Source organism: Lysobacter sp. K5869, from assembly GCF_018847975.1.
Taxonomy (GTDB): domain Bacteria; phylum Pseudomonadota; class Gammaproteobacteria; order Xanthomonadales; family Xanthomonadaceae; genus Lysobacter.
The window spans coordinates 1945372-1971070 of sequence record NZ_CP072597.1 but is presented as its reverse complement, the minus strand read 5'-3'; the positions used below and the strand labels follow the sequence as shown (position 1 = coordinate 1971070).

The window sequence follows — 25699 nt, the reverse complement described above, 5'->3', positions numbered from 1 at the left end:
GAACGCGGCCGCGCAAACGAAACGGGCCGCCCGCGCATCGCGCGGGCGGCCCGTGGGTGCTGCGCTACGGCGACGGCTTACGCCATCATCGTCCGCGACGAGCGTTCCTGCGCCTGCGAGTCCGGCGCCGGCTGCAGCGTCGGCTGCGGCACGTCCTGGCGCAGCTGCTGGCTGGTCTGCTCGACGCTCTGGCCGACCGCCTGCTGACGGTCCACGTGCACGCGATGGTGGCTGGGATCGTTCAAGCCGCCCTGCACCGCGAACAAACCGGTGCCGTTGGCGTTGGGCACGACGTGATCGATGCGGTTCAAACCGCTGACCTTCGCTTCGTAGGTCAGCGTCGCCGCGGCGCGCTCCATCTGCTCGCGGTCGGCGAAACCGCCGTTCGGGCCGATCTTCTCCAACCCCTGGATCGCCTGCTGATACAGCGGGTTGTTCGGATTGTGCGGATTCGACAGCGGCGCCGGACCGAGCGGCTGACGCTCGCCGTTCGCCGGCTGCTGCGGATCGGCCGCGCCCGGCTGGCGCGCGCCCGGGGTCTGCTCGCCCGGCTGCTGCGGCGTGGCCTGGGTCGGCTGCGCGGTGCGCAGCGCTTCGAGCGTGTTGCGCCCGGCCTTGCCGTCGTCGGTGAGGCCGTGCTCGCGCTGGAAGCGTTCCACCACTTCCTTGGTGCGCTCGCCGTAATGGCCGTCGGGCTTGAGCGCGTTGCCTTCAGCGTCGCGATAGCCCAGCGCGCTCAGGCGTTCCTGCAACGCGGTCACCGCCGGGCCGCGCTCGTTGAGCGTCAGCATGCCGTCGGCCATCGCATCGCGGTTGGCGCCGCCGCCCTGGGTGCGCGGCGCGGTGATCGACGCCGGCAGCGTGCGGTTCGGATTGTCGTCGATGGTCGCGCGCCAAGCCTGATCCGGCGACAGCCCGCGGCCGATCGCCGCGCGATACTCGTCGCGCATCTGATTCAACGCATCGCCCGACTGCTGCAAGGTGATGCTGGCGTGGTTGGCGCCGCCGTAATGGCTCGCGCCGCCCTTGCTCGGATCGCCGAAGCTCGCCCACTCCAGCGACAGCGCGTGCTGCGCTTGCGTCAGGCTGGCGCCGGGCTGGCCGGTGATGTAGTTGCGGATGTCCGGGCGCTTATCGACGATCAGATATTCGGAGAAGATCCGATCCTGCACCTGCGGGGTGAACTGCTGATTGCGGTCGATGCCGAGCGCGTCGACCGAATCGCGCATCGTCGCCGGAATGATCTGGTACTTGCCGACCGCGAACACGCGGTTGGGATCGCCGTTGGGCAACGCCTGGGCATCGAGCACCTGCCCCATGGTCATCTGCGAGAAATCGATGCGGCGGTCGGCGCCGCGGATGTGCTGCTTGCCGTCGTCGCCGGTGTAAGTGCCGCGGTTGTAGGCGTTATAGCCCGCGGTGCCCGACTCGCCCTGATGCATCAGCGCCAGCAAAGGGTTTTGGCTCATGAGAATCTCCTTTTCCTGCCAGATGAAACCGTCGATACGGGAAGCGGCCGCGGCTCACGCGGCCGCCGGCGCCGCTTCCCTCCTGCGCGCCGACGCGAACGGCCGGCGCGCGCAAGCGATCACTCAGCGGCCTTGTCGGCCAGTTCCCACTCGGTGATGCCGAAACCCGATTCGCGCTCGCGCCAACCGTCGGCTTCGCCATACGCGGTGGCCTTCAACACGCCGCTCGCGCCGGCGTGCTTGAACTGCATCAGGCAGTAACCGTCGCCGCTGCACGCGTTCAACTCCGGCAAGTCGGTGCAGATCTTGCAGCGGTCGGGATTCTTCGCGCAGATGCGCTGGTAGTCGCCGCCGATCACGTTCTCCTTGCACTGCGCGGTGGCCAGCGGCTGCCAGCCCTGGGCCAGCACGATCTTGCGGAAATCGACGTAGGCCATGCCCTTCTCGAGCTGGGCCTCGGTGGCCTTGAACACGTCGCCCGAGGCGGGCGGCGCATTGGCGGCCGGCGCATCGCCGGCGGTGGTGGGCGCCGCGGCTTCGGGCGCCGCGGCCGTCGGAGCGGCGGTGGGCGCGGGGGTTGCAGCCGGCGCGGCGGCGGCTTCGGCCGGCGCCTTGGCCGCATCGGCGGCCGGCGCGGACGCCGGAGCGCCGGAATTGCAGGCCGCCAGGGCCAGGCACAGCGCCATCGCGCTCAGGGTCTGAACCAATTTCACGCTACCTCCGATCTCATCCTAAGGGGAGCCGACATTGTGTCGCGGTGCGGTTTGCGGCGATACCTCGCCCCGGGAGTGTAGGCCGCGTGGGCGGAGTTTGCGCTCAAAACCGGCGCAGATACTGCGGAAATTCGATGAACAGGCCGCGCCCGCGGGCCTAGCGCCCCGGGGGCACGACTCGCGGGCGCGGAGACCGCCTCGGCCCTCGCGCCCGCGCCGCCGTCACGGCGACCCGGCGCCCGCCAACTGCTGATACGCCTGCCGCCCCACCGAAGCCGACAGACTGTTGAGGCCCTGGATGATGTTGGACGAGGTCTCGTTGGCCTCGTACTCATGGCCCCGATAGCGGATGCGCAGCTTCAACCGATCGCGCCCCGCCATGATCCCGAACATCACCCGCACGCCCGGCGGCCGCTGACGCATATCGACGATGGCGACCTCGGCGGCGTCCTCGCCCGAGACCTGCGCCGAATGCTTCTGCGCTTCGGCCGCGTAGGCCGCTTCGATCAACGGCGGCACCTTGTCGTTGTGCTCGCACTCGCCGCAGTCCCAGACGATGCGCAGCTTCGGCAGCGCCGCGCCCGGCTTGGCCGGCGCAGGCGCCGCCCCTTCGGCCTCGCCCTTGCTCTCGGCCTTGGCCTCATCGCCGGCCGCCTTCGCCTCTTCCTGCGCCCACGCCGCCGGAGCGGCCAACAGCGAACACAGCACCGCGGCGAACAAAACACGCTTACGCATACAGACTCCTGATTGAAGTGATGACGGTTCCTTCCGCCCGGCGACGCACCGGGCCGGGCACCCCATGGCCGCCGCCGTTACGGCGACCGCTGATTTCGCTGATCTACGAACCCCGCCACGCCCCTGAGTGGCCGACCGCCACGCCCTTGTCGGGGTCCGCGGCGGTCTGAGGCACAGATACCACGTATCCGCGTCAGCGCAACTAGAAGTTCGCTTTTTGCGGCGGAGGGGTTGGCTTACAACAGACCTCGCCCCGCTCGAGAACGGGGCTGGATGGATCCGCCGATGACGAATCGTTTCGCTGGCTCTGACACCAAGCTCGAACACGCATGCGCGCAACGCATCGTGATCGCGCCCGATGGGACCTCAGCGATGGGCGGTCCGAACGCTCGATTGGAATCCGCACTAGCCGGATTTCCCGTCCTGCCCGCCACCACGCACGATGCGGCGAGCCGGCTGCGGATCGCCCTCGTCAATGCGCCCGGCGGCCCCGCGGTGTTCACCGCCTGCTCGCCCTGGGGCGAGCCAGGGCCGCACTTCCACACCCGCACCGACGCGCAGCAAGCCACGCAAACGCCGGCGGACCGCAGCTTCGAGCAGGTCGAACACCTCAACCGCCGGACCCCGACGCTGGCGCCGAAAGAACCGACTCAGGGCGCACCCCGAAGCGCCCCCGACCCTGCCGCCGCCGCGCCGGCAACACGCGGGCGTCACGCGGACGCGCCAAGATCGCACACCGAATCCGCCACAGCGCGCCCGCCGATGAGCCTGGATTACAAAGCCTGGGGCACCCTCGCCACCTTCGGCCCCGGTTACGTCCTGCTCGGCTGGACCAGCCTGGAAGTCTCCCGCGACGACGCCCAAGCCGCGCTCGGCCGCGCGCCCGACCACCAGGACGACCGCGCGACCGCCTGGGGCCGCATCACCCGCGAAGAAGCCGCGCGCCTGCTGCGCCGCGAATCCCACCTCGGCGACTACGAAAACGAACGCAGCGCCCTCATCGCCGACCTCTACGGCAAGGCCGCCGACACCCTCGTCTCGCTGTACTACCAAGACCCCTTCCGTGGCCTCTGACCTGTCGCTGCTCATCCTCGACCCCGCCACCGCGGCCGTGGTCTGCGAACGCTGGCTCGGCCGCAACGCCACCCACGATTCCGCACTCGACGTGCTCGACCGCGCGCCGACCTCGGCGCAGACCGGCCTGGATTGCTGGTCGCCGGTGACGCCCGAGGAAGTGCGGCGAGTGGCCGAACACAGCTACGCCGACGGAGCGACGCCCGAGGAGATCGAACGGGCGGCGTCGCGGTTTCCCGCGGGGCGGTATGTTTGGACATTGGTACGCGACTATTGAGTCGCGTGCGCCAGTGCGCCCGGTTCGCCCACCGGCCTCGCGATGCGCCTCTCTACACGGGTGAAACAATGAAGAAAACACTGACCGCCTGGACGTTGATCGCCTGCCTTTGCCCAAGTGCGAACGCGCAAACCATAAAGACGTTGCCTCAGGATTTGGCGAACGAAATCGGCTCGGTCGATCCGCACGACGGAATCACGCAAGCGCAAGCCGGCGCTGCGGCGCGTTACTACTGCCGTCGCTACATCGCCGAATGCGGTTCGACGCGCCCCGCCGTAGACCGCAACGCGGATTGGGAGATCACACCGCTGACCGGAATAGCGGGCACGCCTGACCAGAACAACATCCTCGTCGGAAAGCGCACCTGGAAGGTTCGGTGGGGCAAAGGTCCAAGCTTGAGCTTGCTCGACTTTCTTGGGTCAAAGGAGGCCGCGCCGAAACCACTCAACGCCGGCGGTTCCGATCCCGCCTCCACTCCCAAGGCGAAGATCGAGTTCGTCGTCTTGCCTGACGGCAGCGTCGCAAACGCAAGGTTCAGGCAATCGTCTTCGAATAGGAAGTGTGATGAGTTGGCGAGACGCCACGTGGAAAGTTGGCGCTTTCCTCCGCGCGAACGCCCGATCGACCTACTCACTGAAGTGGGATGCGCGCAATGACGCCTCGTCGCGACGCCCGCTCCCGTTCTGATTTCGGGTCCAAATGCATTGATCCAGATCAACGAATCGCGCTTTTACAAACCTTCGTCGCCCCACGCAGAACGCGCGCACCGTATGGCCGAGCTGTGATCCCAAGCGCAGACCTGTCGCTGCTCAGATGTGAGCCTCCCAACGTCGGGCAATGAGTGCCCGACGATTCACAAAGGAGAAGAGCATGAAGCCAGAACGCAAGGGAGCCCTCGGCGAACACCCACGCCGCATCGCAACGATGGTCGTGTCGTTGCTGCTGTTCGTATTCGCCGGATCGCCGGCCTATGCGCAGAACCCGCAGAAGACCGCCGCCACCGACACGGTCGCCTACCTCGACTGCCTGCTGTCGCAACCGCTGCGCTCGGAAGAGGACGCGGCGCGCTCGCTGGTCAACGACTGCGGCTACAAGACCACGCAGCCGATCGACGAATTCGTCAAGGATTCGCTGTCCAACCTGCCGACGGATCCGCTCGCCTCGGTGGCGAGCCAGGCCGAACCCTATCGCCACCTCTACACCCGCGAACAGTTCGCCTACTTCGAGCAGATGGACGACATCATCCAGAACGCGAAGTCGTACGACGACGCCCTGAGCCGCATGGTCAAGCTCGAACAGCAAGCCGCGGCGAAGCTCGGCCGCAGCGAGCAAGACCTCAAGGTGCTCGACACCCTCAGCACCTCGCGGAGCGTGTTCGAGTACATCATGAACCACCCCGCCGACGTGCAAGCGCGCGGCTTCTGGCGCACGCTGGTGAAAGCGCTGGCCGTGTTCGGCGCGGTCGCGGGCGGCTTCATCGCCGGCGGCCCCGTGGGCGGCATGCTCGCCGGCTGGGCGGTGCTCGGCGCGTTCTCGAAGTCGGCGATGGATCGGTTCGCCGAGACCGAAACGCCGATCGATATGATCGAACGGCGCGGTTTGGCCTGCTAGTTCTGCTCGCTCCTGGCGCCGGCGAACGGCGCCGGGAGTGGGTTCGTGTTGTCGGCGCGGCTGCAGCGAGCCTTGCGCAGACCTCGCCCCGCGTTCGCTACGCCAAGCGGTTCCGCTCGCATTCGCCATAATCGCCGAGGGATCGGCTAGCACGCGGGTAGGCCATCGCTATGCGCACCTCACTCTTTCGCATCTTCGTATCGGTCGCCTTTCTGATGGGCTGCAGCACGCCCCCGCAGCGCTACACGTCGGAAAGACTCGACGTACAAACCCTGATACAGCCACCCGCACGGTACGGCGCGAAAGGCGTCGATCAAGTAGTCGCGTCGCTCCAGAAGCGCTACGGCGTAGCCGCGGGCACGTCGCTTTCTTCACTCGCCGACGCGAATCAAGGGCAAACGCTCGACGACGGAACCGTCGTCGTTAAAACCCTGACCGACATCAACGCCACCGGCGATGTCGCGCGCGACGTGCGCATAGACATCGCCGCGCAGCCTTGCCTGCCTGTCGCCCGCGCGGCCGGGTGGATCGATGCCACGCGTCTGTCCGCCACGCCCGGCAGCGGCACCGCGACCGGGCATGTGGGCTATCGGTTCGTCAGCGCTGAGGTGCGGATCGATCTCACCGGCGAGTTCGGGGAGCAGGAATGTCTGCGGGTGATCGAGATCTACAAGCAGCCTTAGTGACGCCTTTGATCTATCGGAGTGGGCTTACCTCATCGGCGCCTCATACTCCCGCTGCCGGCGGCACTCCTCCGGCCACTTGCATTCCACGATGGCCTCGCGTTCCCAGCGCTGAGCGAAATGCCAGCAGCCCGAACTCAGTTCGTAAGTATCGACATCGCTCTGGTCGTATTCGACGTCGTATTGCGTATCGGACACACGCCGGATGCGGAAGTCCGGTAGCGCCGCGTAGGACACGTCCGTCTCGTTCGCTTGCAAGCTGAGCCAGCGCTGCCCCGCTCGCAGCGTCTTGCCCGACCACACGAACCGGTCGCTGGCCGCGTCGTAGCGGTACTTGACCCGCGCGGGGCCGGCCTCTTCGTCTACAACCCACTTGGGATGAGCGGGATCGCCGGGCGGGGTGTTGTGCTTCCAGTAATAGGGGTACTTATGGCGGACGGGGTGCAGCGAGAAAGCAACCTGCAGGTCCGCGCTGTTGGCGAAGGCCTTGAGGAAAGCGTCGAACCGCTGGGAAGGACATGCGGGCGCTGGCTGAGCGCGCTCAGCGGCCGCAGTTGGCGGCGCTGCCGTCATCTTGCTGCGGGACTGCGCAACGACACCGGGCATCTCCGGCACCGACGGATCCGGTTCGTCGCCGCAGGCCAGTAACGCAGTCAGCACACCCGCCAATACCGCAACCCGGAAGAGCCGTTTGGCTGTCTCGTGAGCCGAACATCCTTGAGCGAAGCCCATACGTTTTCTCCTTCGGCGCTACCACCGTCGGCGCTAGCTTTACGCATTGCCGCGAGCGCTTACGTGCCCATCACACTCGAATGGTCGGAGCCTTCTGTTGCTCCTGAGCCTGATCCGCCTGCACCAGCGCAGGCGTCGAAGCCTGCAAGGCATCCAGCTTACGTAGCGACGCTTCGACCGGAACTTGCGCCGCCGCCTGGCCGGCCACGTCCACCCGATGACTGGCCGGATCGCGCAAATCGCCCGCCACGGCGAAAACGTGGCGGCCGGAGCCGTCGGCCGCCGGATGGCCGACCACGATGTGATCGGGACGCTCGACGCCTTGCTTACGGCATTCGACCGCCAGCCCGGCGGCGATGCGGTCCAAATCCGCTTCCGGCGGAACGGCTCCGTGAGTGGCAAACGCCGGCGGCAGCCGTTCGCGGATGGATTGCACCAACGGGTCGCCGGAGATCGACGGCGGCGCGGCGGAAAACACCGGTTCCAACGGCCGATGCCTTTCCACGGCATCCTCGATCTGTTGGGGCGTCGGCGGGGCGCAGGGGCGATCATCCGAGCCCGTACCGAAGGGATGCGGCATCGGGGCATACGGCGCTCCCTGTGCGGGGATGCCTTCTAGCGCCGGATCGAACGGGCCCGGCGTTCGCGCGGGCACCGCCTGCAGCATCTCGCGGTCGATATCGCCGGTTTGCGACAGGCACTGCTCGCGCTGGTAATCCAACACGGCACGCTGCATGTTCAATCGATAAACGCCGTCCGTCGCGAGCGGCTGTCCGTCGGCACCGATGTATCCCAAGCCGTTTAAGTACTCCTGCAGGTCCCGAACACGAGAACCCGACTCACCCAAGCGCAAGGTGCCATCGTCCCGCACCGGCCGTGGCTGGACGTCGAGACGCGCCTCGGCCTCCACTGGCAATCGTCCGCTGACGAGATCGCTGAGGTAGTTCTCGAACTCCCGGTAGTAGCGAGTGTCCATCTCCATGTGCACATGGACTTTCTCGGTGGCGACCCGGCCTTGGATACCCAGTCCTTGTCCATAGGCTACTTCGGTATCTACTTCTACTGCGATATCGGTCATGTGCCGGACTCTGGCGATGACATCGCCGCCCTTGCGGTCGTAAATGTCCACCAGCCCTTGCGACGGGATCACGTTCCCCACCACTCCAGAAACGGGAGAAGGAACCTCGACCGCGCGCCTGTCGCCGCCTGCGGCCAGAGGATTCTCAAGCATGAAATCCTTCTTCAACAGCACCTGATCGGGCTTAAGACCGTAGTAGCTGTTGCCGTTCCGAGGCATCTCGATCTCTTGAATCTCCCCTCCGACAATGGCATGCAAGCGCCGCCGCTCTCCGTCGATCACCAGCCCGTCACGCAGGTGCGCGTGCCGATTGTTTCCTGGGTGATGCGTCACCAGCGCATCGAAATCGGCTACCGCTTCATTGGTCTGAATACCGGCCGCCCCTCTCGGGACGCCCAGTTGAATCACGCCGTATGTCGTCGGTTTGCGGTCCATGCGTCACTCCTCATTGCCACTGCCGTCACTTCATCGGCGCTTCGTACTCGATCATACGGGCGCACTCGGTCGGCCACTTGCACAGAGCAAGAGGCTCGGATTCCCAATGCTGCTGGAAGTACCAGCAACCGGACTTTCTAACGAAGGTATCGATTCGGTCTTGGCTGTAGAGAACGTCGTATCGTGTTGCCGAAATTCGTTTGGTCCGGAAGTCCGACAGCACGATGATCGATCTACCTGGGCGCTCCACAGGCGGCTGCCATTCTTCCGATGCGGCCAACTTGGACGAATCGAACACGTACCTGCCTCGTTTCGCGTTATAGCGGTATGGCACGCTTGCGGCGCCAAAATGATCCGTAACGTCCCAGCGCGGATACTTCGGATCTCCCGCCGCGGTGGAATGCACCCAGTAGTAAGGCAGCTTCACCTTGTAAGGCTGCGCGGTGTACGTCGCCTGGACATCGCCGCGATTGGCGAACGACTTGAGGAAGGTGTCGAACTGCTCGGATGGGCAGGCGGGCGCGGGCTGCGCGCTCTTGCTGACCAGGTTCTGCCGCTCCTGGCTTGGCTGGTCGGAAGGCGACGTCGCAGCGGCGGGTTGCGGCCGCGCGGGCGGCGTCGCCTCATTGCCGCAAGCCAGTAGCGGCGCCAGCGCGCCGGCCACCATCATGGACCGAACAAGCCGCTTGGCGGCACCGCATGTTGGACGTCCCTGAGCGAAGCGCATGCGCGGGCTCCTATTACGCCGAACCAATACTAGCCGCAATCATCGACAGACCGACCATGAAGTACAACCGGGAAATTCCGATGCGCAACTGCGTGTTTCGCATTTCCATCCTGGCTGTACTTTTGGTGGACTGCATCGCCCACCTGCACAAGCCTGAGGCAGACACGCTCGACCTATACCAACTGGTCCGCGTACTCGCGCAGCTCGGCAGCAAAGGCGGTGGCCACACCGTCGTCTCTCTGCAGGGGTGCTACGGCGCCGCGTAGCCGCGATGCCTCCGACGGCTCGATAGACGTCTTGGGCGCCCTCCGGACCGCACGCAGGCCGTTCAAGCGAATTTTGCTCGACGATGAGCGTCGGAACCTCTCGAGTAAGCCTATTTTGCTTAACGACAAGCCTCCATGCTTGGTGCATAAGCCTTTTCGGCTCATCGTTAAGCCAAAAAGGCGCTCACATCGAGCTTTTTTCTTTGACGATGAAGCTCGCGGCTTCATGCATGAAGCTTTTTGCTTCAACGATGAGCCGAAACGGCTTATGCATGAAGCGCAGAAGCTGATCGCCCAGCTTTTTTGGCTTACGCATAAGGCTTTGAAGCTCAATGATGCGGCTTCGCCCGGCAGAGGTGAAGCTTCTTCGCTCTAGAGAATGCGGCACCCGGACTCGCGGATCGCTTATCGGGAGTTGAGTATGCAAAAACACATAAAACTTGTGTGCTTGCGGCCAAGCTAAGCCCCGACGGGTCCAAGGCCGCGCGGTGCGGAGCCGTTGCGGGCGGGTGTGGGGCCGCGCGCAAGAAGGTTGATCGGCGATGTCGGCTTAGCGCGAGGGCCGCGCAACCGGCGCGTTGCGCGCGGGGCGGGGCCTCGTCGCGGGCGGACTGACCCGGGCTTTCAGCTCCAGTGCCAGGCGGCGTTGCTCGGACTTGGGAAGGAGGCCGAAGGCGAGGATCACTTCGGCTAGCTCGCTGTTGTCAGCGTAGAGGTAGGCGAGAGGGACGCCTAGCGATTTCGCCCATCGATGGGCCGCGGACGTACCGATACCCAGAACCTTATTTTCCGAAAGTCTCCGGCGCATACGCTCTAGATCCGACTGAAAGGAAAGTCAGCCTAAAGCACAAATCCAAATAACCCATTTCGGGCTATTTCCTGAACAAACGAGCACCAGTCAAATGAAATTAGCCGCCCTTTTTCTCGGAAATTTCCAGATAAGGCTGCCCACCGGATCGGCGCGCGACGATCTCTATTGATTGACCGACCTCCAGGCTGAAACGCAAGGCATTGGATTCCTTCCTATCCAGCTTTCCGCGCACTCGCTCGCGCAATATCACGACATGGGAACCTGCCGCGAGACGTGTACACATCCCGTTGCCGGGCGCCACATCGCGAAGGCGAATCGGCGTACGTGTGACATAGCGATCCAGATAGACATCGTATTGATCGAACACGACATCTTCCGCTCCTCGAACCACGATGCGGCAAGGCATCGCTTCTAGCCAAGCATCGTACGGATCTCCCAGTTCGGGCGGCCACTGCCCCTCTTTCAGATCGGATGCGAGCAAAAATGTTCCTCCCCGATCTATCTCGAATAACCACGACTCCCTCCCCTGAACCACGCCGCTGCGCACAGGAACGTGAATGCCAGGGCCGCCGAATTTCTCGCTCAGGCGCAACCAGACATCGTCCAGTAGCGGCTCTTGCAGAGCTTCCGCAGGCCGCCCCTTGTCGAATGAATATTCGAAAGCCACCAGCGAGATCCGAGCCGATGCATCGACCCGATAAACCGATCGATAACCCGCCCAAAGCGCCGAGCACCTAACTTCCCGTCTCGGGGTCGGCGTGGCCTTGGGCCGATAACCTTCCCGAAAATCCCAGCCGTATCGACTCTCTGGAACGTGCTTGAGCACCCGACGCAAATGGAGGCCGGAGAAGTCCAGCGCTTCGCACTCGTTGATCAGAAGATCCGGAATTTGCGCGGTCATCGCTGTATCGCTCCTTGAATCGATATCTCAAAAGCAAAACGCCGCCCAATGGGCGGCGTTTGCCAACTGCCTAGCTATTACTTAGCCGCTCGCTGCTCTGCACTCTCATCCCGAGCCGCCCGAAACTCCGAATCCGCCGCCCAATTAGGCCACCGGTTCGAGTTCGCCAGATCGCTGCCCAGCGTGTAGATGATCTGCAAATCCCGCGCGATCCCCTGGAAGCTCCAGCTCGCTTCCCACTGGTCCGCCGGCTGGTGGTAGCGGTCGCGGATGTAGGCGTCGGCTTCGGCCTTGCCCGCGGCGACGCCGCCGTCGACCTTGTCTTCGCCCGAGCCGATCGACACCGCCGGGACGCCGCGCTTGGCGAAGGGGAAGTGGTCGGAGCGGAAGAAGTGGCCGGCTTCGGGGACCGGGTCCGGGGTGTAGACGACGTTCCACTTCTGCGCGGTGGCGATCAGTTCGTCCAGCAGTTCCTGCTTGGCGCTGCCGGAGGTGGTGAAGTCGCGCGAGATGCCGCCCGGGTCGAAGGCGTCGGTGTTGATGACGGCGACGGTCTTGGCCAGCGGGTACAGCGGCTTGGCGCTGTAGTACTCCGAACCCAGCAGGCCCTTTTCCTCGGCGGTGACGGCCAGGAACACGACCGAGCGCAGCGGCTTCTTGGCCTTGGCGAAGGCGCGGCTCATTTCGATCAGCGAGGCGATGCCGGTGGCGTTGTCGACGGCGCCGTTGTAGATGGTGTCGCCCTTCGCATCGGGCTGGCCGATGCCGAGGTGGTCCCAGTGCGCGCTGTAGATGACGGTTTCGTCGGCGCGCTTGCTGCCTTCGACGCGGGCGACGACGTTCTGCGAGGTGATGACTTCGCTGGCGACGTTGTAGTTGGCCGAGAAGGTGACGTTCTTCAGCAGCACCGGCTTGAACTCGCGGGTCTGGGCCTGCTTCTTGAGCTTTTCGAAATCCAGGCCGGCGCTCTTGAACAGGCTGACGGCGGTGTCGCGCTGGATCCAGCCTTCCAGGCTCGGGTGGCTGCCGCCCGGGTTGTCGCGGACGACGTCGAACATGGTGTTGGTGTTGGAGTTCTTGACCGTGTTCCAGCCGTAGGAGGCCGGGTCGGTCTCGTGCACGATCAGCAGGCCGAGCGCGCCGCGGCGGGCGGCTTCTTCGAACTTGTAGGTCCAGCGGCCGTAGTAGGTCATGGCCTTGCCGCCGAACGGGCCGGCGCCGGCTTCGAAGTCCGGGTCGTTGATCAGGACGACGGCGATCTTGCCCTTGAGGTCCACGCCCTTGAAGTCGTCCCACTGGCGCTCGGGGGCGCTGACGCCGTAGCCGGCGAACACCAGCGGGGCGTTCTTGATGTTGACCGCCTTGGAGCCGTCGAGCGCGGCGCGCACGGCGATCTCGTTGCCCTGGGTGAGCGGGCGGGCTTTCTTCTTCACCGACACCGACAGGCTCGGGGTGCCGCTGATGTCCGAGCGCAGCAGGGGCACGGCCTGGGTCCACAGGCGCTTGCCGTCCTTGAGGTCGCCGCCGGGCTGGACGCCGGCCGCCTTGAACTGGGCGATGAGGTAATCGATGGTCTTCTTCTCGCCCGCGGTCGCCGGGCCGCGGCCCTCGAACTCGTCGGAGGAGAGGATTTTGACTTCCTCGGACAGGCGCTTGGTTTCGAACAGCGGCGTCTTCGGCGCTTTCGGCGCCTTGGCCGGCTTGGCCGCGTAGGCGGGCATCGACAGGATGGCGGCGCAGAGCACCGCCAGCGGAGTGGCGACTAATTTCATGTGGTGGGGCCCCAGGGGTGGTCGGCCGATACTAGCTAGGCGGGCGTGACGGGTCTATTGGTCTAAGGGCACGGGTTTTTGTGGGGCTTGGTTGGGCGCGCGGCGTTTCGGTCGGGCGGCGCCCGGGGGCGCGTGGGCGGGGGTTGTGGGCGGGGTGAGGTGTGATCGCGGGCACAGGTTGGTGGCGTTGGGCGGCGTGGGGGCACGGTCGCGGCTTGCGCCGCTCCTACAGGGGGATACGTGGCGGCGATTGCTCCCTGTAGGAGCGACGCGAGTCGCGACTGCGCCAACGCGGAAGCCGGCGTTTGAGTCCTGTGCCTACGACACCTGCCGCGATGTCGCGCGCAGGTGGCCGGCGCCGGGCGGCGTAGATGCGCGGTCGCGGCTCGCGCCGCTCCTACAGGGGGATACGTGGCTGCGATTGCTCCCTGTAGGAGCGACGCGAGTCGCGACTGCGCCAACGCGGAAGCCGGCGTTTGAGTCCTGTGCCTGCGACACCTGCCGCTATGCCGCGCGCAGGCGGCTTGCGCTGGGCGGCGTAGGTGCGCGGTCGCGGCTCGCGCCGCTCCTACAGGGGATACGTGGCTGCGGTGGCGCCCTGTAGGAGCGACGCGAGTCGCGACCGCGCCAACGCGGAAGCCGGCGTTTGAGTCCTGTGCCTGCGACACCTGCCGCTATGCCGCGTGCAGGCGGCTTGCGCTGGGCGGCGTGGGTGCGCGGTCGCGGCTTGCGCCGCTCCTACAGGGGGATACGTGGCTGCGATTGCTCCCTGTAGGAGCGACGCGAGTCGCGACCGCGCCAACGCGGAAGCCGGCGATTGAATCCTGTGCTTGCGACACCTGCCGCGATGTCGCGCGCAGGCAGCTTGCGCCGGGCGGCGTAGGTGCGCGGTCGCGGCTTACGCCGCTCCTACGAGAAACCGCTTATGCGCTGCGCAGGGTGCGAGCCGGGGTCGGCGCGGTATCGGGCAGTTCTTCGATCATGCGACCGAAAGCGGCCACCGCCGGTGTGCACGCGCCGGGGCGGCGCAGCAATACGAATTCGGCCGGCGGCAGTTTCGGCAGGCCGTAGTGGCCATCGACGATGCGCATGCCGGGTTCGACGTCGTCTTCGACCATCACCGTGATGCCCAGCCCCGCGGCGACGGCGGCGAGCAGCCCTTGTTGGCTCGGCGAGGTGAACACCACATGCCAGTCCACGCCGGTGCCGTCGAGCGCGGACACGCCGATGTGGCGATTGACGCAGGGCGAGGGGAAAAACGCGAACGGCAATGAGCGGCCGGCGGCGATGTCGAAGTGATCGGCGGCGACCCAGACGAAGCGCGTGCGCCGCAGCACTTGTTCGCCGCTGCGTTCGGGCAGGCCGATGACGACGGCGAGGTCGAGTTCGTCGTTGTCCACCATCTGCCGCAAATCCATGCTCATGCTGACGTTGACGTCCATGCGCACGTTCGGAAACGCGCAAGCGAATTGGCGCAGCAAGCCGGGCAAGCGGTCGCCGATGAAATTCTCGGGCACGCCGAAGCGCACGCTGCCGGCGATGGGGGACGGTTGGAAGCGGCGCGACAGCGCTTCGAGCGAATGCAGGATTTGCTGCGCGTGGCGCAGGAAGTCTTCGCCGTCTTCGGTCAGCGTCAGCCGGCGCGTGGTGCGGTGGAGCAAGGCGCGGCCGACTTGGTCTTCGAGCCGGCGGATCTGGTGGCTGATCGCCGATTGGGTCAGGTGCAGGCGTTCGCCGGCGCGGGTGAAGCCGCCGGTTTCGACGACGGCGACGAAGGTGCGCAGCAAGGTCGGGTCGAAATCCATCGCGGGGGCCTCGCGATTGATGATGGCGGTTGATGGATTCTACAAAATCAAATCATTTCCCTCATGAGTAGGCGGGGAACACAATGGCTCCGCCGCCGGGACGCTGCGCCGCGCGCTCCGGCGGCCGGCGGTTTGCCGCTTCGGCCGGTTCGCGCGAACCGGCCCGGCCACCGCCACGACGTTGGCAGCAGCCCCGCGCGAGGCTGAGCCGCCGGCGTCCCCGTTCGCCCCGCCCTGCCCCACACGCGAAGCCCACGGGCCCGCGGCGCATCCGCTCGCCCGCGCTGGCCCGACGACTCACCGGATGCCCCCATGACTTTGTCCGTCTCGACCCGCAATGCGCTCGCCCTCGGCGCGATCAGCCTGGCCGCGCTGATGTTCGGCCTGGAGATCTCCAGCGTGCCGGTGATCCTGCCGACCCTGGAAAAACAACTGCACGGCAGCCTGCGCGATCTGCAGTGGGTGATGAACGCCTACACCCTGGCCTGCACCACGGTGCTGATGGCCGCCGGCACCTTCGCCGACCGCTACGGGCGGCGGCGTGTGTTCGTCGTCAGCACGATCGCGTTCGGCCTGACTTCGCTGCTGTGCGGGCTGGCGCCGAACATGCCGGTGCTGATCGGCGGCCGCTTTCTGCAAGGCTTGGCCGGCGGCGCGATGCTGACCAGCCAGTTCGCGATCCTCTCGCACCAATTCCGCGAAGGCCGCGAGCGCAGCCACGCGTTCGCGGTGTTCGGCATCGTGTTCGGCTTCGGTCTGGGGTTCGGGCCGATCATCGGCGGCGGCATCGTCGCGCTGTCGAGCTGGCCGTGGGTGTTCCTGGTGCACGCGCCGCTGGCGGCGCTGACCTGGGCGATGGTGGCGCTGGGCGCGCAGGAATCGCGCGAGGCGCAGAGCCATCGGCTCGATGTCGCCGGCTTGGCGACGCTGTCGCTGGCGGTGTTGGGGTTGACGTTCTACATCACGCAAGCACCGGAGACCGGCTACGGCAATGCGCTGTTGCTGGGCGTGTTGATCGCCGCGGTGGCGAGCCTGATCGCGTTCGTGCGCATCGAACGGCGCCATCCGCATCCGATGTTCGACTTCGGCGTGTTCCGCATCCGCGCGTTTTCCGGGGCGATCATGGGCTCGATCGGGATGAACTTCAGCTTCTGGCCGCTGATGATCTATCTGCCGATCTATTTCCAGAGCGCGCTGGGTTACGACGCGGTCAGCGCGGGCACCGCCCTGCTCGCCTACACCGTGCCGACGCTGGCGATGCCGCCGTTGGCCGAACGTTGGGCGCAGCGTTTCGGCGCGGGGCGGGTGATTCCGTTGGGGTTGGCGATGATCGGGGTCGGGTTCTTGGCGATGTACGCGGGGAGCCTGCCGGAAGCCGCCAGTTGGAAAACGATCCTGCCGGGGGCGGTGGTTTCGGGCGTGGGCTTGGGTTTGACCAACACCTTGGTGAGCAACACCACGACCGGGTCGGTGCCGGCTTCGCGCACGGGCATGGCGTCCGGGATCGACATGAGCGCGCGCTTGATTACCTTGGCGATCAACATCGCGTTGATGGGGTTGATTCTGATCGCGGGGATCGCCTCGCATCTGCGCGGCGCGGTGGGTGCGGCGCTGGATGGCGCGGGGTTGCGGGCGTTGGCGACGCGGATCGCGGTGGGGGATTTGGGCGCAGCGCATCAGCTCGGGCTCGGCGCCGATGCGGGCGCGGTGGCGCATCGGGCCTTGGTGCATGGGTTCGCGTGGTTATGGTGGTACGGCGGATTCGGTGTGCTGGTGCTGGCGGCGTTGAGCTGGCGGTTGTTCGCTTCGCAGCGCGAGGCGCATGCGCAGGGCGACACGCCGCAGGCGTCTTCTGCCGCTCGGGCTTATCACTGAGGCCCAGCGATCGCTTCGTAAGCCGCGGCGGCTATCTGTAGGAGCGGCGTGAGCCGCGACCGCGGGGATTCCGCTCGCGGCGAAAGTTTCGTCGTAGCTATGGTGTCGCGGTCGCAGCTCGCGCAGCTCCTACAGTCGCTTCGTTGCGATATCGCGGGCTCTGGCGAAAGTTTCGTTTCTCCCTGTAGGAGCGGCGTGAGCCGCGACCGCGGAGGTTCCGCTCGCGGCGAAAGTTCCGCCCTAGCCGCGATGTCGCGGTCGCAGCTTGCGCAGCTCCTACAGTCGCTTCGTTGCGATATCGCGGGCTCTGGCGAAAGCTTCGTTTCTCCCTGTAGGAGCGGCGTGAGCCGCGACCGCGGGGATTCCGCTTGCGGCGAAAGTTTCGTCGTAGCTGTGGTGTCGCGGTCGCAGCTTGCGCAGCTCCTACAGTCGCTTCGTTGCGATATCGCGGGCTCTGGCGAAAGCTTCGTTTTTCCCTGTAGGAGCGGCGTGAGCCGCGACCGCGGAGGTTCCGCTCGCGGCGAAAGTTCCGCCCTAGCCGCGATGTCGCGGTCGCAGCTTGCGCAGCTCCTACAGTCGCTTCATCGCAGTTGCGCGGCTAAAGAGCGAAATCCACGCCGCGGCCCAGGGCACACTGGAAGGTCAGTGCGGGCGATACGGGCTGGTAGGTGGTCGGCGACAGGAAGTTCGTCTTCACCGTGGCGGTGCCGTCCGGCAGCAGGCGGTATTGCGCGATCTCCAGCACGGCGGCGCCGTCGGGCCGCAGGGTGATGTGTTGGTTGGAGAAGCCGATATTGCTGCCGATCACTTCGATGAAATCGCGCACGACGAACCCGCCCGAGACCGGCGGCGTGCCCGGCGGCGCGGAGGCGCATGCGCCCGGCGTGAACACGGCGGTCAGCGGGACGCCGGCGAACAGCAGCGCGCGCACGCCCTGATAGCTCTGCAGGCGTTTGGCTTGAAGGTCGTCGGCTGGGGCGGCGACGGCGAGCGGCGCGACGCTCGCGAGCGTGACGGCGAATGCGAGGAACAGCGGGTTCAGCTTGGACATGACGGCACCTGCAGCGGGGGACGAGCCTCCACCGTAGCGACGCGCCCGTCGGCGGATCTGCGCGCGATCACATCCACACGCTCGGTTACGCGCGAACATCGACCGCCGGGCCAACCGACCGGTTGCGCAAAGCGCGTCACCCGTTGGGTTCGCTGCAAGGATTTCTTTTGCCTCCCGCGAGAAATCCTCGTTTGCCGGTCCACGGCGCGCTGCGAATAATCGGGGATCGCCCCGTAGGAGTCCCCCCATGCAACGACGCGCGTTCCTCCAATGCACCGGCACCTTGCTGCTCGCCGGCGGCGCCGCCGCCAGTTTCGGCGCCGCGGCGCTGAGCCCGAACAAGCCGTCCGCGGCCGACACCGCGCTGCGCGCGCGGCTGTCGGCACTGGAAAAGCGCAGCGGCGGCCGCTTGGGCGTATCGCTGCTCGACACCGGCGACGGCCGCCGCTTCGATCTGCGCGGCGACGAGCGCTTCGCGATGTGCAGCACGTTCAAGTTCCTGCTGTCGGCGGCGGTGCTGCGCAAGGCCGATCTCGGCGATCTCGAACTGCAGCAGCGCATCGCCGTGCCCAAGTCCGCGCTGGTGCCGCACGCGCCGTTCACCGGCCCGATCGCCGAGGCCGGCGGCGACGCCAGCCTCGCGCAGTTGTGCGAGGCGACGATGACGCTGAGCGACAACCCGGCCGCGAATCTGCTGCTGCCGCTGATCGGCCATCCGACCGGGCTGACGAAGTTCCTGCGCGGCATCGGCGACCCGGTCACGCGCCTGGACCGCAACGAGCCCGAACTGAATTCGGCAATCCCGGGCGATCCGCGCGACACCACCTCGCCGAACGCGATGGTCGCATCGATGCGCACGCTGTTGCTCGGCGAAGCGCTGAGCGCGGCCTCGCGCCAGCAGCTCACCGATTGGCTGATCGCCAACCAGACCGGCGACAAGCGCCTGCGCGCCGGCCTGCCGAAGGATTGGCGTATCGGCGACAAGACCGGCAGCGGCAACGGCACCACCAACGACATCGCCATCGTCTGGCCGACCGGCCGCAAGCCGGTGTTGATCGCGACTTATCTGACTCAAGCGAAGGGCGAGGACGAGCAGCGCAGCGCGATCCTCGCCGACGCGGCGCGCGCGCTGGCCGAGGATTGGATCGCCGCGGCCTGATCGCCGCGGGCCGGCGCGTTCGCTGCGAGGATTTCTTTTGCCTGGGACGAGAATTCTTCGTTTGTGGACGCGCCGGCGGCTTCCAATAATTCAAGCTCACCCCAGCCAGGAGCCCGACCATGCAACGACGCGACTTTCTCGGACGCACCATGACCTTGCTGCTCGTCGCCGGCGCGGGCGCGAGCTTCGGCGCGCAGGCCTTGGCGGCGGCGACGCCCCGCTCGGCGGGCGACGAGGACGCGCTGCGCGAAAGTTTGCGCAAGCTCGAACAGCGCAGCGGCGGGCGCCTGGGCGTGTCGGTGCTCGACACCGGCGACGGCCGCCATTGGTCGGCGCGCGGCGACGAGCGCTTCCCGATGTGCAGCACCTACAAGCTGCCCTTGGTCGCGGCGGTGCTGCGCAAGGCCGAACTCGGCGAGATCGACTTGAACGCGCGCGTCGCGGTGCCGCAGGCCGCGCTGGTGTCGTACTCGCCGGTCACCGAGCCGCTGGCGCGGGCCGGCCGCGACGCCAGCGTCGCGCAGCTGTGCGAGGCCTCGATCGCGCTCAGCGACAACACCGCGGCGAATCTGCTGCTGCCCTTGGTCGGCGACCCGGCCGGCTTGAACCGCTTCCTGCGCGGCATCGGCGACGCGGTCACGGCGATGCAGCGCACGCCCGGCGCGCCCTTGCGCGGCGGCAGCTTGAGCGATACCACCACGCCCAACGCGATGCTCGCCACGATGCGCAGCGTGTTGCTCGGCGAGGCCTTGAACGAGGCGTCGCGGCGGCGTCTGACCGATTGGTTGGTCGCGAGCAAGACCGGTCCGTCGCGTTTGCGCGCGGGCTTGCCGAAGGATTGGCGCGTCGGCCACAAGACCGGCAGCAGCGACGGCATCGCCAACGATGTCGCCATCGTCTGGCCGCCGCGGCGCAAGCCGGTGCTGATCGCCGGTTACCTGCGCGATGCGTGGGGCGACGACGAGTTGCGCAGCTCGGTGCTGGCCGATGCGGCGCGGACCTTGGCCGCGCATTGGATCGACGCGGCCTGAGCGGCGCAGACGCCTTGAAGCTTGCGGGCTAGAATCGACCGCGAAGCCCGCCGCGCGCCGCTGTCCGGCGGCGCGCGCCACAAGGAAACGCATGTCCCGCAAGCCCTGGATCCTGCTCGCCGTCGCCGTCACCGGTCTCGCCCTCGCCGCGACGTTCGTGTTCCCGCCCAAACCGGGCGCGCTGCTCGCGCTCAAGCCCGCTCCGCCGCCGCCGACGCCTTACGACTGGAGCGCGCAGGTGGAGTGGATCGCCGGCGACGGCGTGCGCGGCTTGCGCAACGGGCCGGCGACGCAGGCGCGCTTCGACGATCCTTACGGCTTGGTGCGCACCGGCGACGGCACGCTCTACCTCAGCGATGCCGGCGACAACAATCGCATTCGCTTGGTGACGCCCGACGGCCGCGTGGCGACGGTGGCCGGTTCCAAGGAAGGCTTCGCCGACGGCGTCGGCTTGGCGGCCGCGTTCGATACGCCGTCGGGTTTGGCCTTGGACGGCGATGGCAATCTGTACGTCGCCGACACCGGCAATCACGCGATCCGCAAGATTTCCAAGCAAGGCGCGGTGACCACGCTGGCCGGCGACGGCACGCCCGGCTATCGCGACGGCCCCGGTGCGCAGGCGCAGTTCGACGGGCCGATGGGCGTGGCGGTGAGCCGGCGCGGGCGCGTGTTCGTCGCCGATACGTACAACGACCGCATCCGCGTGATCGAACCCGACGGCACGGTGAGCACGCTGGCCGGCAACGGCCGGCCGGGCTTCGCCGACGGCGCGGCGGCGATCGCGCAGTTCGATACGCCGACCGCGCTGGCGCTGGATGCGCAAGGGCTGTTGTGGGTCGCCGATACGCGCAACAAGGCGCTGCGACGGGTCGAGCCCGACGGCGATGTATCGACGCTGGCCTTGGCGCCGACGACCGAAGGCCAGAGCCCGCTGGCGCGGCCGGCGGCGCTGGCGATCACTCACGACGGTTTGTTTTACGTCGCCGATCAGGCGACGGGCATGACCTTGCAGATCCGCCGCGACGGCCAGTGGGCGGTGCTCAGCGGCGACACCCAGGACCAGCGCCTGTCGCGTCCGGGCGGGCTCGCGCTGAGCGGCGACGGTTCGCTGTACGCGACCGACGCGACCAGCCATCGCCTGCACCGCATCGCGCCGGCGGCGACGCCGCTCGCCAACGGTCCGGTCGGACCGGCCGACGCCGATCCGTTGCCCGATACCGCCGGCCGCTGGCCGCTGAAGCCGCAGGACGCCTGGCACGAAGTGGTCGGCACGCTCGGCGAGGTGCGCGGCGACGGCAACGGCGAGGCGCGCCATCATTTGCACGGCGGTCTGGATATCCGCGGCGACATCGGCCAAGCGGTGTTGGCCATCGCCGACGCCAAGGTGTCGGGGCCGGTGTCCTCGTGGGGCTTCGGCAATCTCGGCGAAGGCGCCGAGCTCGGCCGGCTCGCCTACATCCACATGCGCGTCGGCCGCAGCGCGCGCGGCGAACTGCTCGACACCGACCGCTTCAAGCCGGTCTACGGCGACGACGGCGAGCTGGCGCGCATGCGCGTGCGCCGCGGTACACGCTTCGCCGTCGGCGATACGCTGGGCACGATCAACGCGATGGCGCACGTGCATTTGAGCTTGGGTCCGACCGGCTACGAGCGCAACGCCATCGCGCTGAATTTCGTCGGCTATGCCGATCATGTGGCGCCGCGGATGGAGCGCGTGGAGTTGATCGATACGCTCGGCCAGCCGTTGAAGGACAAGCGCGACGGGCGTTTGCGGGTGTCGCGGGCGTTGTCGGGCTTGCAGATCGTCGCCGAAGGTTGGGATCAGGTGGACGACAATCTGCCGCGGCGGCGGTTGGGGCTGTATACGCTCGGTTATCAGTGGCTCGATGCGCAGGGCAAGCCGCTGCCGGGTTACGAGCAGCCGCGCATGAACATCGAGTTCGACCGTTTGCCGCCGGACGATACGACCCAGACGATCTATGCGCCGGGCAGCGGCATCACCGTGCACGGCAGCGCGGTGACGCGCTTTCGCTATGTGCTCAGCAATACGGTGCGCGGCGGGCGGGTCAATGAAGGGCTGTGGTTGCCCAACGAGTTGGCGGCGGGGGATTACACGCTGCGGATCGTGGGGCGGGATTACAGCGGCAACGAGGCCGGTGGGCGGCGCGATTTGGCGATTCGGGTGGAGTGAGGCGGGCGCGGTTTGCGGTGGTCTTGGGGCCGCAAGAGCAAGAGCAAAATGGATTCCGGCTTTCGCCGGAATGACGGGATTGGCTTTTGCTGGAATGACGGGGTTGGCCTTCGCCGAAACGACGGGGATTGGCTTTCGCTGAAACGACGGGATTGGAAGGGGCGGCGCGGTCTGGGGGTGGTGAATCGCTTCGATGCGATGCGTCCTGCGCGTCGCGAATCCGCGACGGCCGAAGCAGAAACGCGATCGCGTGCAAGCTCGTTACAAAGTGTTGTTCTCGCGCGATGTTGCAAATCGATGACAAGGAATATCAGGAGTCGCCCTAGCTATCGGGTGTGACACTCGGTTGCTGTAATCGCGGCCTCCCCCCAACTTCCTCATCGACATGGGCTTCCCGACTCTCGACGGCGTCCCGGCTTATCTGCGTTTCCCGCAACAAGCGCCCACGCCGCCTCCTCCGCCGCCGCCGGAGCCGCAGGAACAACTGCATCTAGTCAAGGACGGCGAGAGCCTGTCGTCCATCGCCAAGCAATACAGCACGCCCGAAGCGCCGGTGACCGCGGAACAGATCGCGCAGCGCAACGGCATCGAGGTCGGCGCGCTCAAGCCGGATCAGCAGCTGATCGTGCCGACGATCAAGCAGCACGCCGAGCCCAAGGCCGCGCCCAACGCCACGCCCGAGCAGGGCGCGACCAACGCGGCGATGGACAAGCACCTCACCGCCGCCGACAACCTGTCCGCGTTCACCTCGCACTACCAGGGGCCGCGCAAGGACGAGGGGTATCAGAGCACCCGCGACGGTTATCAAACGCTGGTCACCAACAGCGGCGGCGAGTTGAACAAGGCCATCGCCGCCGAAGTGCGCGCCGCCTACGATGCGCAGCCGCATGCGCCGGGTCAGAGCTTCGACGCGGCCGCGGCCAAGCAGTACGGCGCCGAGGTGGTCAAGCGTTTCGACAACGATCCGGCCGCCAAGGCCGCGGCGCAGAGCGCGGTGGACAAGTTCGCGGTCGATACCGAAGTCGACGGCGCGCTGACCGCGGCCAACAACGCGCCCAACGCCAAGGGTGCGGTCGATGCGCTGAGCGCGCAGTTGCCGAAGCTGAGCCCGGAAGCGCGCACGCAGTTGTTGTCGAGCCCGGGCCTGGACAAGTTGGTGAAGGACAAGATCGGCCCCGAGTTCACCGATCCGCTCAAGGGCGAGCCGTGGCGCGACGCGCGCATGGGCCCCAGCGCCAAGCCGATGGAGAGCTTGCAGAAGCTCGAGAAGCTGATCGAGAACGCCGACCCGGCGCTGGCGCAGAAGCTGGCCGAACACGGCGGCGATGCGCTGGTGGATTTCTTCTCGCGCGCCGAGAAGGACGGCGCCAGCATCCGCCTGGGCATCGAGGGCACGCGTTCGCTGGTGCATATCGCCGGTCAGCTCGGCGGGCCGTCGCAGGCCGGTTCGACTTTGAACAAGCTGGCCGAGTTGCCGATCGACGCGACCCAGTTGCACATGGCCGTGGCCGAAGGCGCGCGCCCCGACTTGCTGCTCGCCGTGGCGCAAGCCGGCGGCAGCAGCCGGGTGATGGACGCGGCGACGCAGGGCGTGCAGATGTACGCGGGCTCGGTGAAGGGCGATGTCGATGCGCTGGCCAAGGAAACCGATGAGCTGACGTGGCTCATCAGCAACCACGGCGGTTCGATGACGCCGGCGCAGCTCGATCAGGCGATCAAGGACTACACCAAGGCCAAGGGGCCGGACTGGGAGAAGAAGGTCGCCGACCTGGAAAACAAGGTCGCCGGCGAAGGCCAGAAGTTGCTCGATCAGATCGAATCGCTGCGCGCCGCCGGCCCCGGTCAGGCGGGCGAGGCGCAGAAGATCATCGACGGGCTCATGGCCGACACCAAGTCGCACTACGCGATCAGTCTGGCGCTGAAGAAGCATCCCGAATACATCGACACCGGCGCGGGCAAGCGTCTGATGCAAAGTCTGGCGTACGACGCCAAGCTCGGCGAGCAAGGCATCAAGCTCGGCAAGGAAGTGGTCAACGCCTACATCCGCAACGACGTGCTCGCCGCCGCGCACGGCTACGATCCGGCCAACGCCGCCAGCATCCGTCAGGCCGAGCAAGCCATCGAAAAGCTCAAGAATCCGGCGCTGATCAAGCTGCTGGGCATGGACGTGGAAGGCAGCAAGTACCAGAACTACGTCAAGCTGGTCGATCAGCTCAAGACCACGCTGCCCGCGGCCGGCGACACCACCGAGCAGATCGTCGCCAAGCTCAAGACCCACGCCGATGCGATGAACAACATCGACGACCGCCTTACCGCCGAAGGCTACAAGCCGACGTTCGAGAAGAACCAGCCGGCCGGCCAGTTGCTGCGCATGGTCGGCATCGGCTTCGCCACGGTCGGCTTCGTCAACTCGGTGGGCAAGGCGCAGGACGGGCAGATCAACAAGAACGACCTCAAGGCCATCGTCGATGCCGCGGGCCTGGGCCAGAAGGGCACCGAGCTGGCGGTGGGTCTGGGTCTGGTGGTCGAGGATTCGACCCTGGGCCGCTTCGGCGCCGGCAACAAGCTCAACGGCGTGAGCATCGATCCGGGCCGCCTGGGCCGCGCCGACCGCGTGTTCGGCTATCTGTCGGCGGGCTTCGATTACTACAACGCCGGCGAGCAGTTCCTGTCGAAGAACGGCGATCCGGTCAAGGGCGGTTTGTATCTGGCCAGCGGCGTCGGCGGCACGATGGCGGCGCTGTCGGGCACCAGCTTCGCCGCCTCGCTCGGTGCGGGCAGCTGGGCGGGCCCGGTCGGCATCGCGCTGGTCGCCATCGCTACGATCGGCTTGGGGATCAAGGACCGCGTGGACCAGTCGAACGTCCACATGAACGACACCTCGGCCGCCTTCCTCAAGCATTCGGACTTCAACGAAGCCGCGTCGAAGGCGCTGGTCGACCAGAGCGGCGAAGGCTGGAGCCCGGTGCCGTTGCTGACCCGCTACGCCGAGTCCAAGGGCTACAAGCTCGACGATCCGGGCCAGCGGCAGAAATTCGTCGATTGGGTCAACGGCATGCCGACCGACAAGCTCGAACGCCTGCGCGATCAGTTGCACTACACGCTGGACGATTTCGACGGCGACGTGTCCAAGCTCGGCGCCGATCCCACGGTGTACCGGCCGGAGACTTACATCAACTCCGGCGGGTTCCCGGCCAAGGTGTACGCGAATGCGAGCACGGTCGGGCATATCGACGCGATCGTGCGCGACTTCGGGATCGCGGATCTGCCGCACGCGTGATCCGCGGCTTCGCGGCGGCGGCG

Annotated in this window: 22 protein-coding genes; 11 read left to right on the top strand and 11 right to left on the bottom strand. The window is 66.8% G+C overall.

The window, feature by feature from the left end; all coding sequences use genetic code 11:
• Positions 1-77: 77 nt before the first annotated feature.
• The 3 genes from J5226_RS08405 to J5226_RS08395 all read right to left on the bottom strand — a co-directional run bounded on the left by J5226_RS08405 (position 78) and on the right by J5226_RS08395 (position 2917).
• Complete coding sequence (locus J5226_RS08405; RefSeq protein ID WP_215839473.1) at positions 78-1469, bottom strand: peptidoglycan-binding domain-containing protein; 1392 nt, start codon at positions 1467-1469, stop codon at positions 78-80.
• 119 nt (positions 1470-1588) lie between these two features.
• A complete protein-coding gene (locus J5226_RS08400; protein ID WP_215839472.1) occupies positions 1589-2182 on the bottom strand; it encodes a hypothetical protein in 594 nt (197 codons plus the stop codon).
• 222 nt (positions 2183-2404) lie between these two features.
• A complete protein-coding gene (locus tag J5226_RS08395; protein WP_215839471.1) occupies positions 2405-2917 on the bottom strand; it encodes a hypothetical protein in 513 nt (170 codons plus the stop codon).
• Positions 2918-3190: 273 nt separating this feature from the next.
• Between J5226_RS08395 and J5226_RS08390 the strand changes: the two genes are divergently transcribed.
• From J5226_RS08390 to J5226_RS08370, 5 genes are all read left to right on the top strand, one after another.
• A complete protein-coding gene (locus J5226_RS08390; RefSeq protein WP_215839470.1) occupies positions 3191-3991 on the top strand; it encodes a hypothetical protein in 801 nt (266 codons plus the stop codon).
• The gene (locus J5226_RS08385; RefSeq protein ID WP_215839469.1) at positions 3981-4268 is read left to right on the top strand and encodes a hypothetical protein; all 288 of its coding nucleotides are present in this window, start codon (positions 3981-3983) and stop codon (positions 4266-4268) included. Before J5226_RS08390 ends, J5226_RS08385 begins: the two co-directional genes overlap by 11 nt.
• 68 nt (positions 4269-4336) lie before the next feature.
• Positions 4337-4924: a TonB family protein gene (locus tag J5226_RS08380; RefSeq protein ID WP_215839468.1), complete on the top strand. Its 588-nt coding sequence runs from the start codon at positions 4337-4339 to the stop codon at positions 4922-4924.
• 214 nt (positions 4925-5138) lie between these two features.
• Complete coding sequence (locus tag J5226_RS08375; RefSeq protein WP_215839467.1) at positions 5139-5879, top strand: hypothetical protein; 741 nt, start codon at positions 5139-5141, stop codon at positions 5877-5879.
• A gap of 170 nt (positions 5880-6049) precedes the next feature.
• Positions 6050-6562 carry a hypothetical protein gene (locus J5226_RS08370; RefSeq protein ID WP_215839466.1) on the top strand — a complete coding sequence of 171 codons (513 nt, stop codon included), beginning with the start codon at positions 6050-6052 and terminating at the stop codon, positions 6560-6562.
• Positions 6563-6589: 27 nt separating this feature from the next.
• On the opposite strand, the gene J5226_RS08365 is transcribed toward J5226_RS08370, so the two are convergent.
• The 3 genes from J5226_RS08365 to J5226_RS08355 form a co-directional block, all read right to left on the bottom strand.
• Positions 6590-7294, bottom strand: a complete 705-nt coding sequence (locus tag J5226_RS08365; RefSeq protein ID WP_215839465.1) for a hypothetical protein — start codon at positions 7292-7294, stop codon at positions 6590-6592.
• 70 nt (positions 7295-7364) lie between these two features.
• On the bottom strand, positions 7365-8807 hold the full coding sequence (locus J5226_RS08360) for a peptidoglycan-binding domain-containing protein (RefSeq protein WP_215839464.1): 1443 nt from the start codon (positions 8805-8807) through the stop codon (positions 7365-7367).
• Between the two features lie 25 nt (positions 8808-8832).
• On the bottom strand, positions 8833-9534 hold the full coding sequence (locus J5226_RS08355) for a hypothetical protein (protein ID WP_215839463.1): 702 nt from the start codon (positions 9532-9534) through the stop codon (positions 8833-8835).
• A gap of 56 nt (positions 9535-9590) precedes the next feature.
• On the opposite strand from J5226_RS08355, the gene J5226_RS08350 reads away from it, so the two are divergent.
• On the top strand, positions 9591-9800 hold the full coding sequence (locus tag J5226_RS08350; protein WP_215839462.1) for a hypothetical protein: 210 nt from the start codon (positions 9591-9593) through the stop codon (positions 9798-9800).
• Positions 9801-9984: 184 nt separating this feature from the next.
• On the opposite strand, the gene J5226_RS08345 is transcribed toward J5226_RS08350, so the two are convergent.
• The 4 genes from J5226_RS08345 to J5226_RS08330 form a co-directional block, all read right to left on the bottom strand.
• Entirely contained in the window at positions 9985-10233 is a 249-nt protein-coding gene (locus J5226_RS08345; protein WP_215839461.1) for a hypothetical protein, read from the bottom strand.
• Between the two features lie 475 nt (positions 10234-10708).
• Positions 10709-11512 (bottom strand): hypothetical protein, encoded by an 804-nt coding sequence (locus J5226_RS08340; RefSeq protein WP_215839460.1) that lies wholly within the window; start codon positions 11510-11512, stop codon positions 10709-10711.
• A 77-nt stretch (positions 11513-11589) separates the two neighbouring features.
• Entirely contained in the window at positions 11590-13233 is a 1644-nt protein-coding gene (locus tag J5226_RS08335; protein ID WP_255323097.1) for a M28 family metallopeptidase, read from the bottom strand.
• Positions 13234-14207: 974 nt separating this feature from the next.
• On the bottom strand, positions 14208-15089 hold the full coding sequence (locus J5226_RS08330) for a LysR substrate-binding domain-containing protein (RefSeq protein WP_215839458.1): 882 nt from the start codon (positions 15087-15089) through the stop codon (positions 14208-14210).
• Between the two features lie 312 nt (positions 15090-15401).
• On the opposite strand from J5226_RS08330, the gene J5226_RS08325 reads away from it, so the two are divergent.
• Positions 15402-16964, top strand: a complete 1563-nt coding sequence (locus tag J5226_RS08325) for an MFS transporter (RefSeq protein ID WP_215839457.1) — start codon at positions 15402-15404, stop codon at positions 16962-16964.
• 598 nt (positions 16965-17562) lie between these two features.
• Here the strand turns inward: J5226_RS08325 and J5226_RS08320 are convergent.
• Entirely contained in the window at positions 17563-18015 is a 453-nt protein-coding gene (locus J5226_RS08320) for a VirK family protein (RefSeq protein ID WP_215839456.1), read from the bottom strand.
• A 247-nt stretch (positions 18016-18262) separates the two neighbouring features.
• Between J5226_RS08320 and bla (J5226_RS08315) the strand changes: the two genes are divergently transcribed.
• From bla (J5226_RS08315) to J5226_RS08300, 4 genes are all read left to right on the top strand, one after another.
• Positions 18263-19174, top strand: coding sequence for a class A beta-lactamase (bla, locus tag J5226_RS08315; protein WP_215839455.1), 912 nt, complete (start codon positions 18263-18265; stop codon positions 19172-19174).
• 119 nt (positions 19175-19293) lie between these two features.
• The gene (gene bla, locus J5226_RS08310; protein ID WP_215839454.1) at positions 19294-20205 is read left to right on the top strand and encodes a class A beta-lactamase; all 912 of its coding nucleotides are present in this window, start codon (positions 19294-19296) and stop codon (positions 20203-20205) included.
• Positions 20206-20296: 91 nt separating this feature from the next.
• On the top strand, positions 20297-22396 hold the full coding sequence (locus J5226_RS08305; protein ID WP_215839453.1) for an NHL repeat-containing protein: 2100 nt from the start codon (positions 20297-20299) through the stop codon (positions 22394-22396).
• Between the two features lie 385 nt (positions 22397-22781).
• Positions 22782-25676: a LysM peptidoglycan-binding domain-containing protein gene (locus tag J5226_RS08300; protein ID WP_215839452.1), complete on the top strand. Its 2895-nt coding sequence runs from the start codon at positions 22782-22784 to the stop codon at positions 25674-25676.
• The last annotated feature ends 23 nt before the right edge of the window (positions 25677-25699 follow it).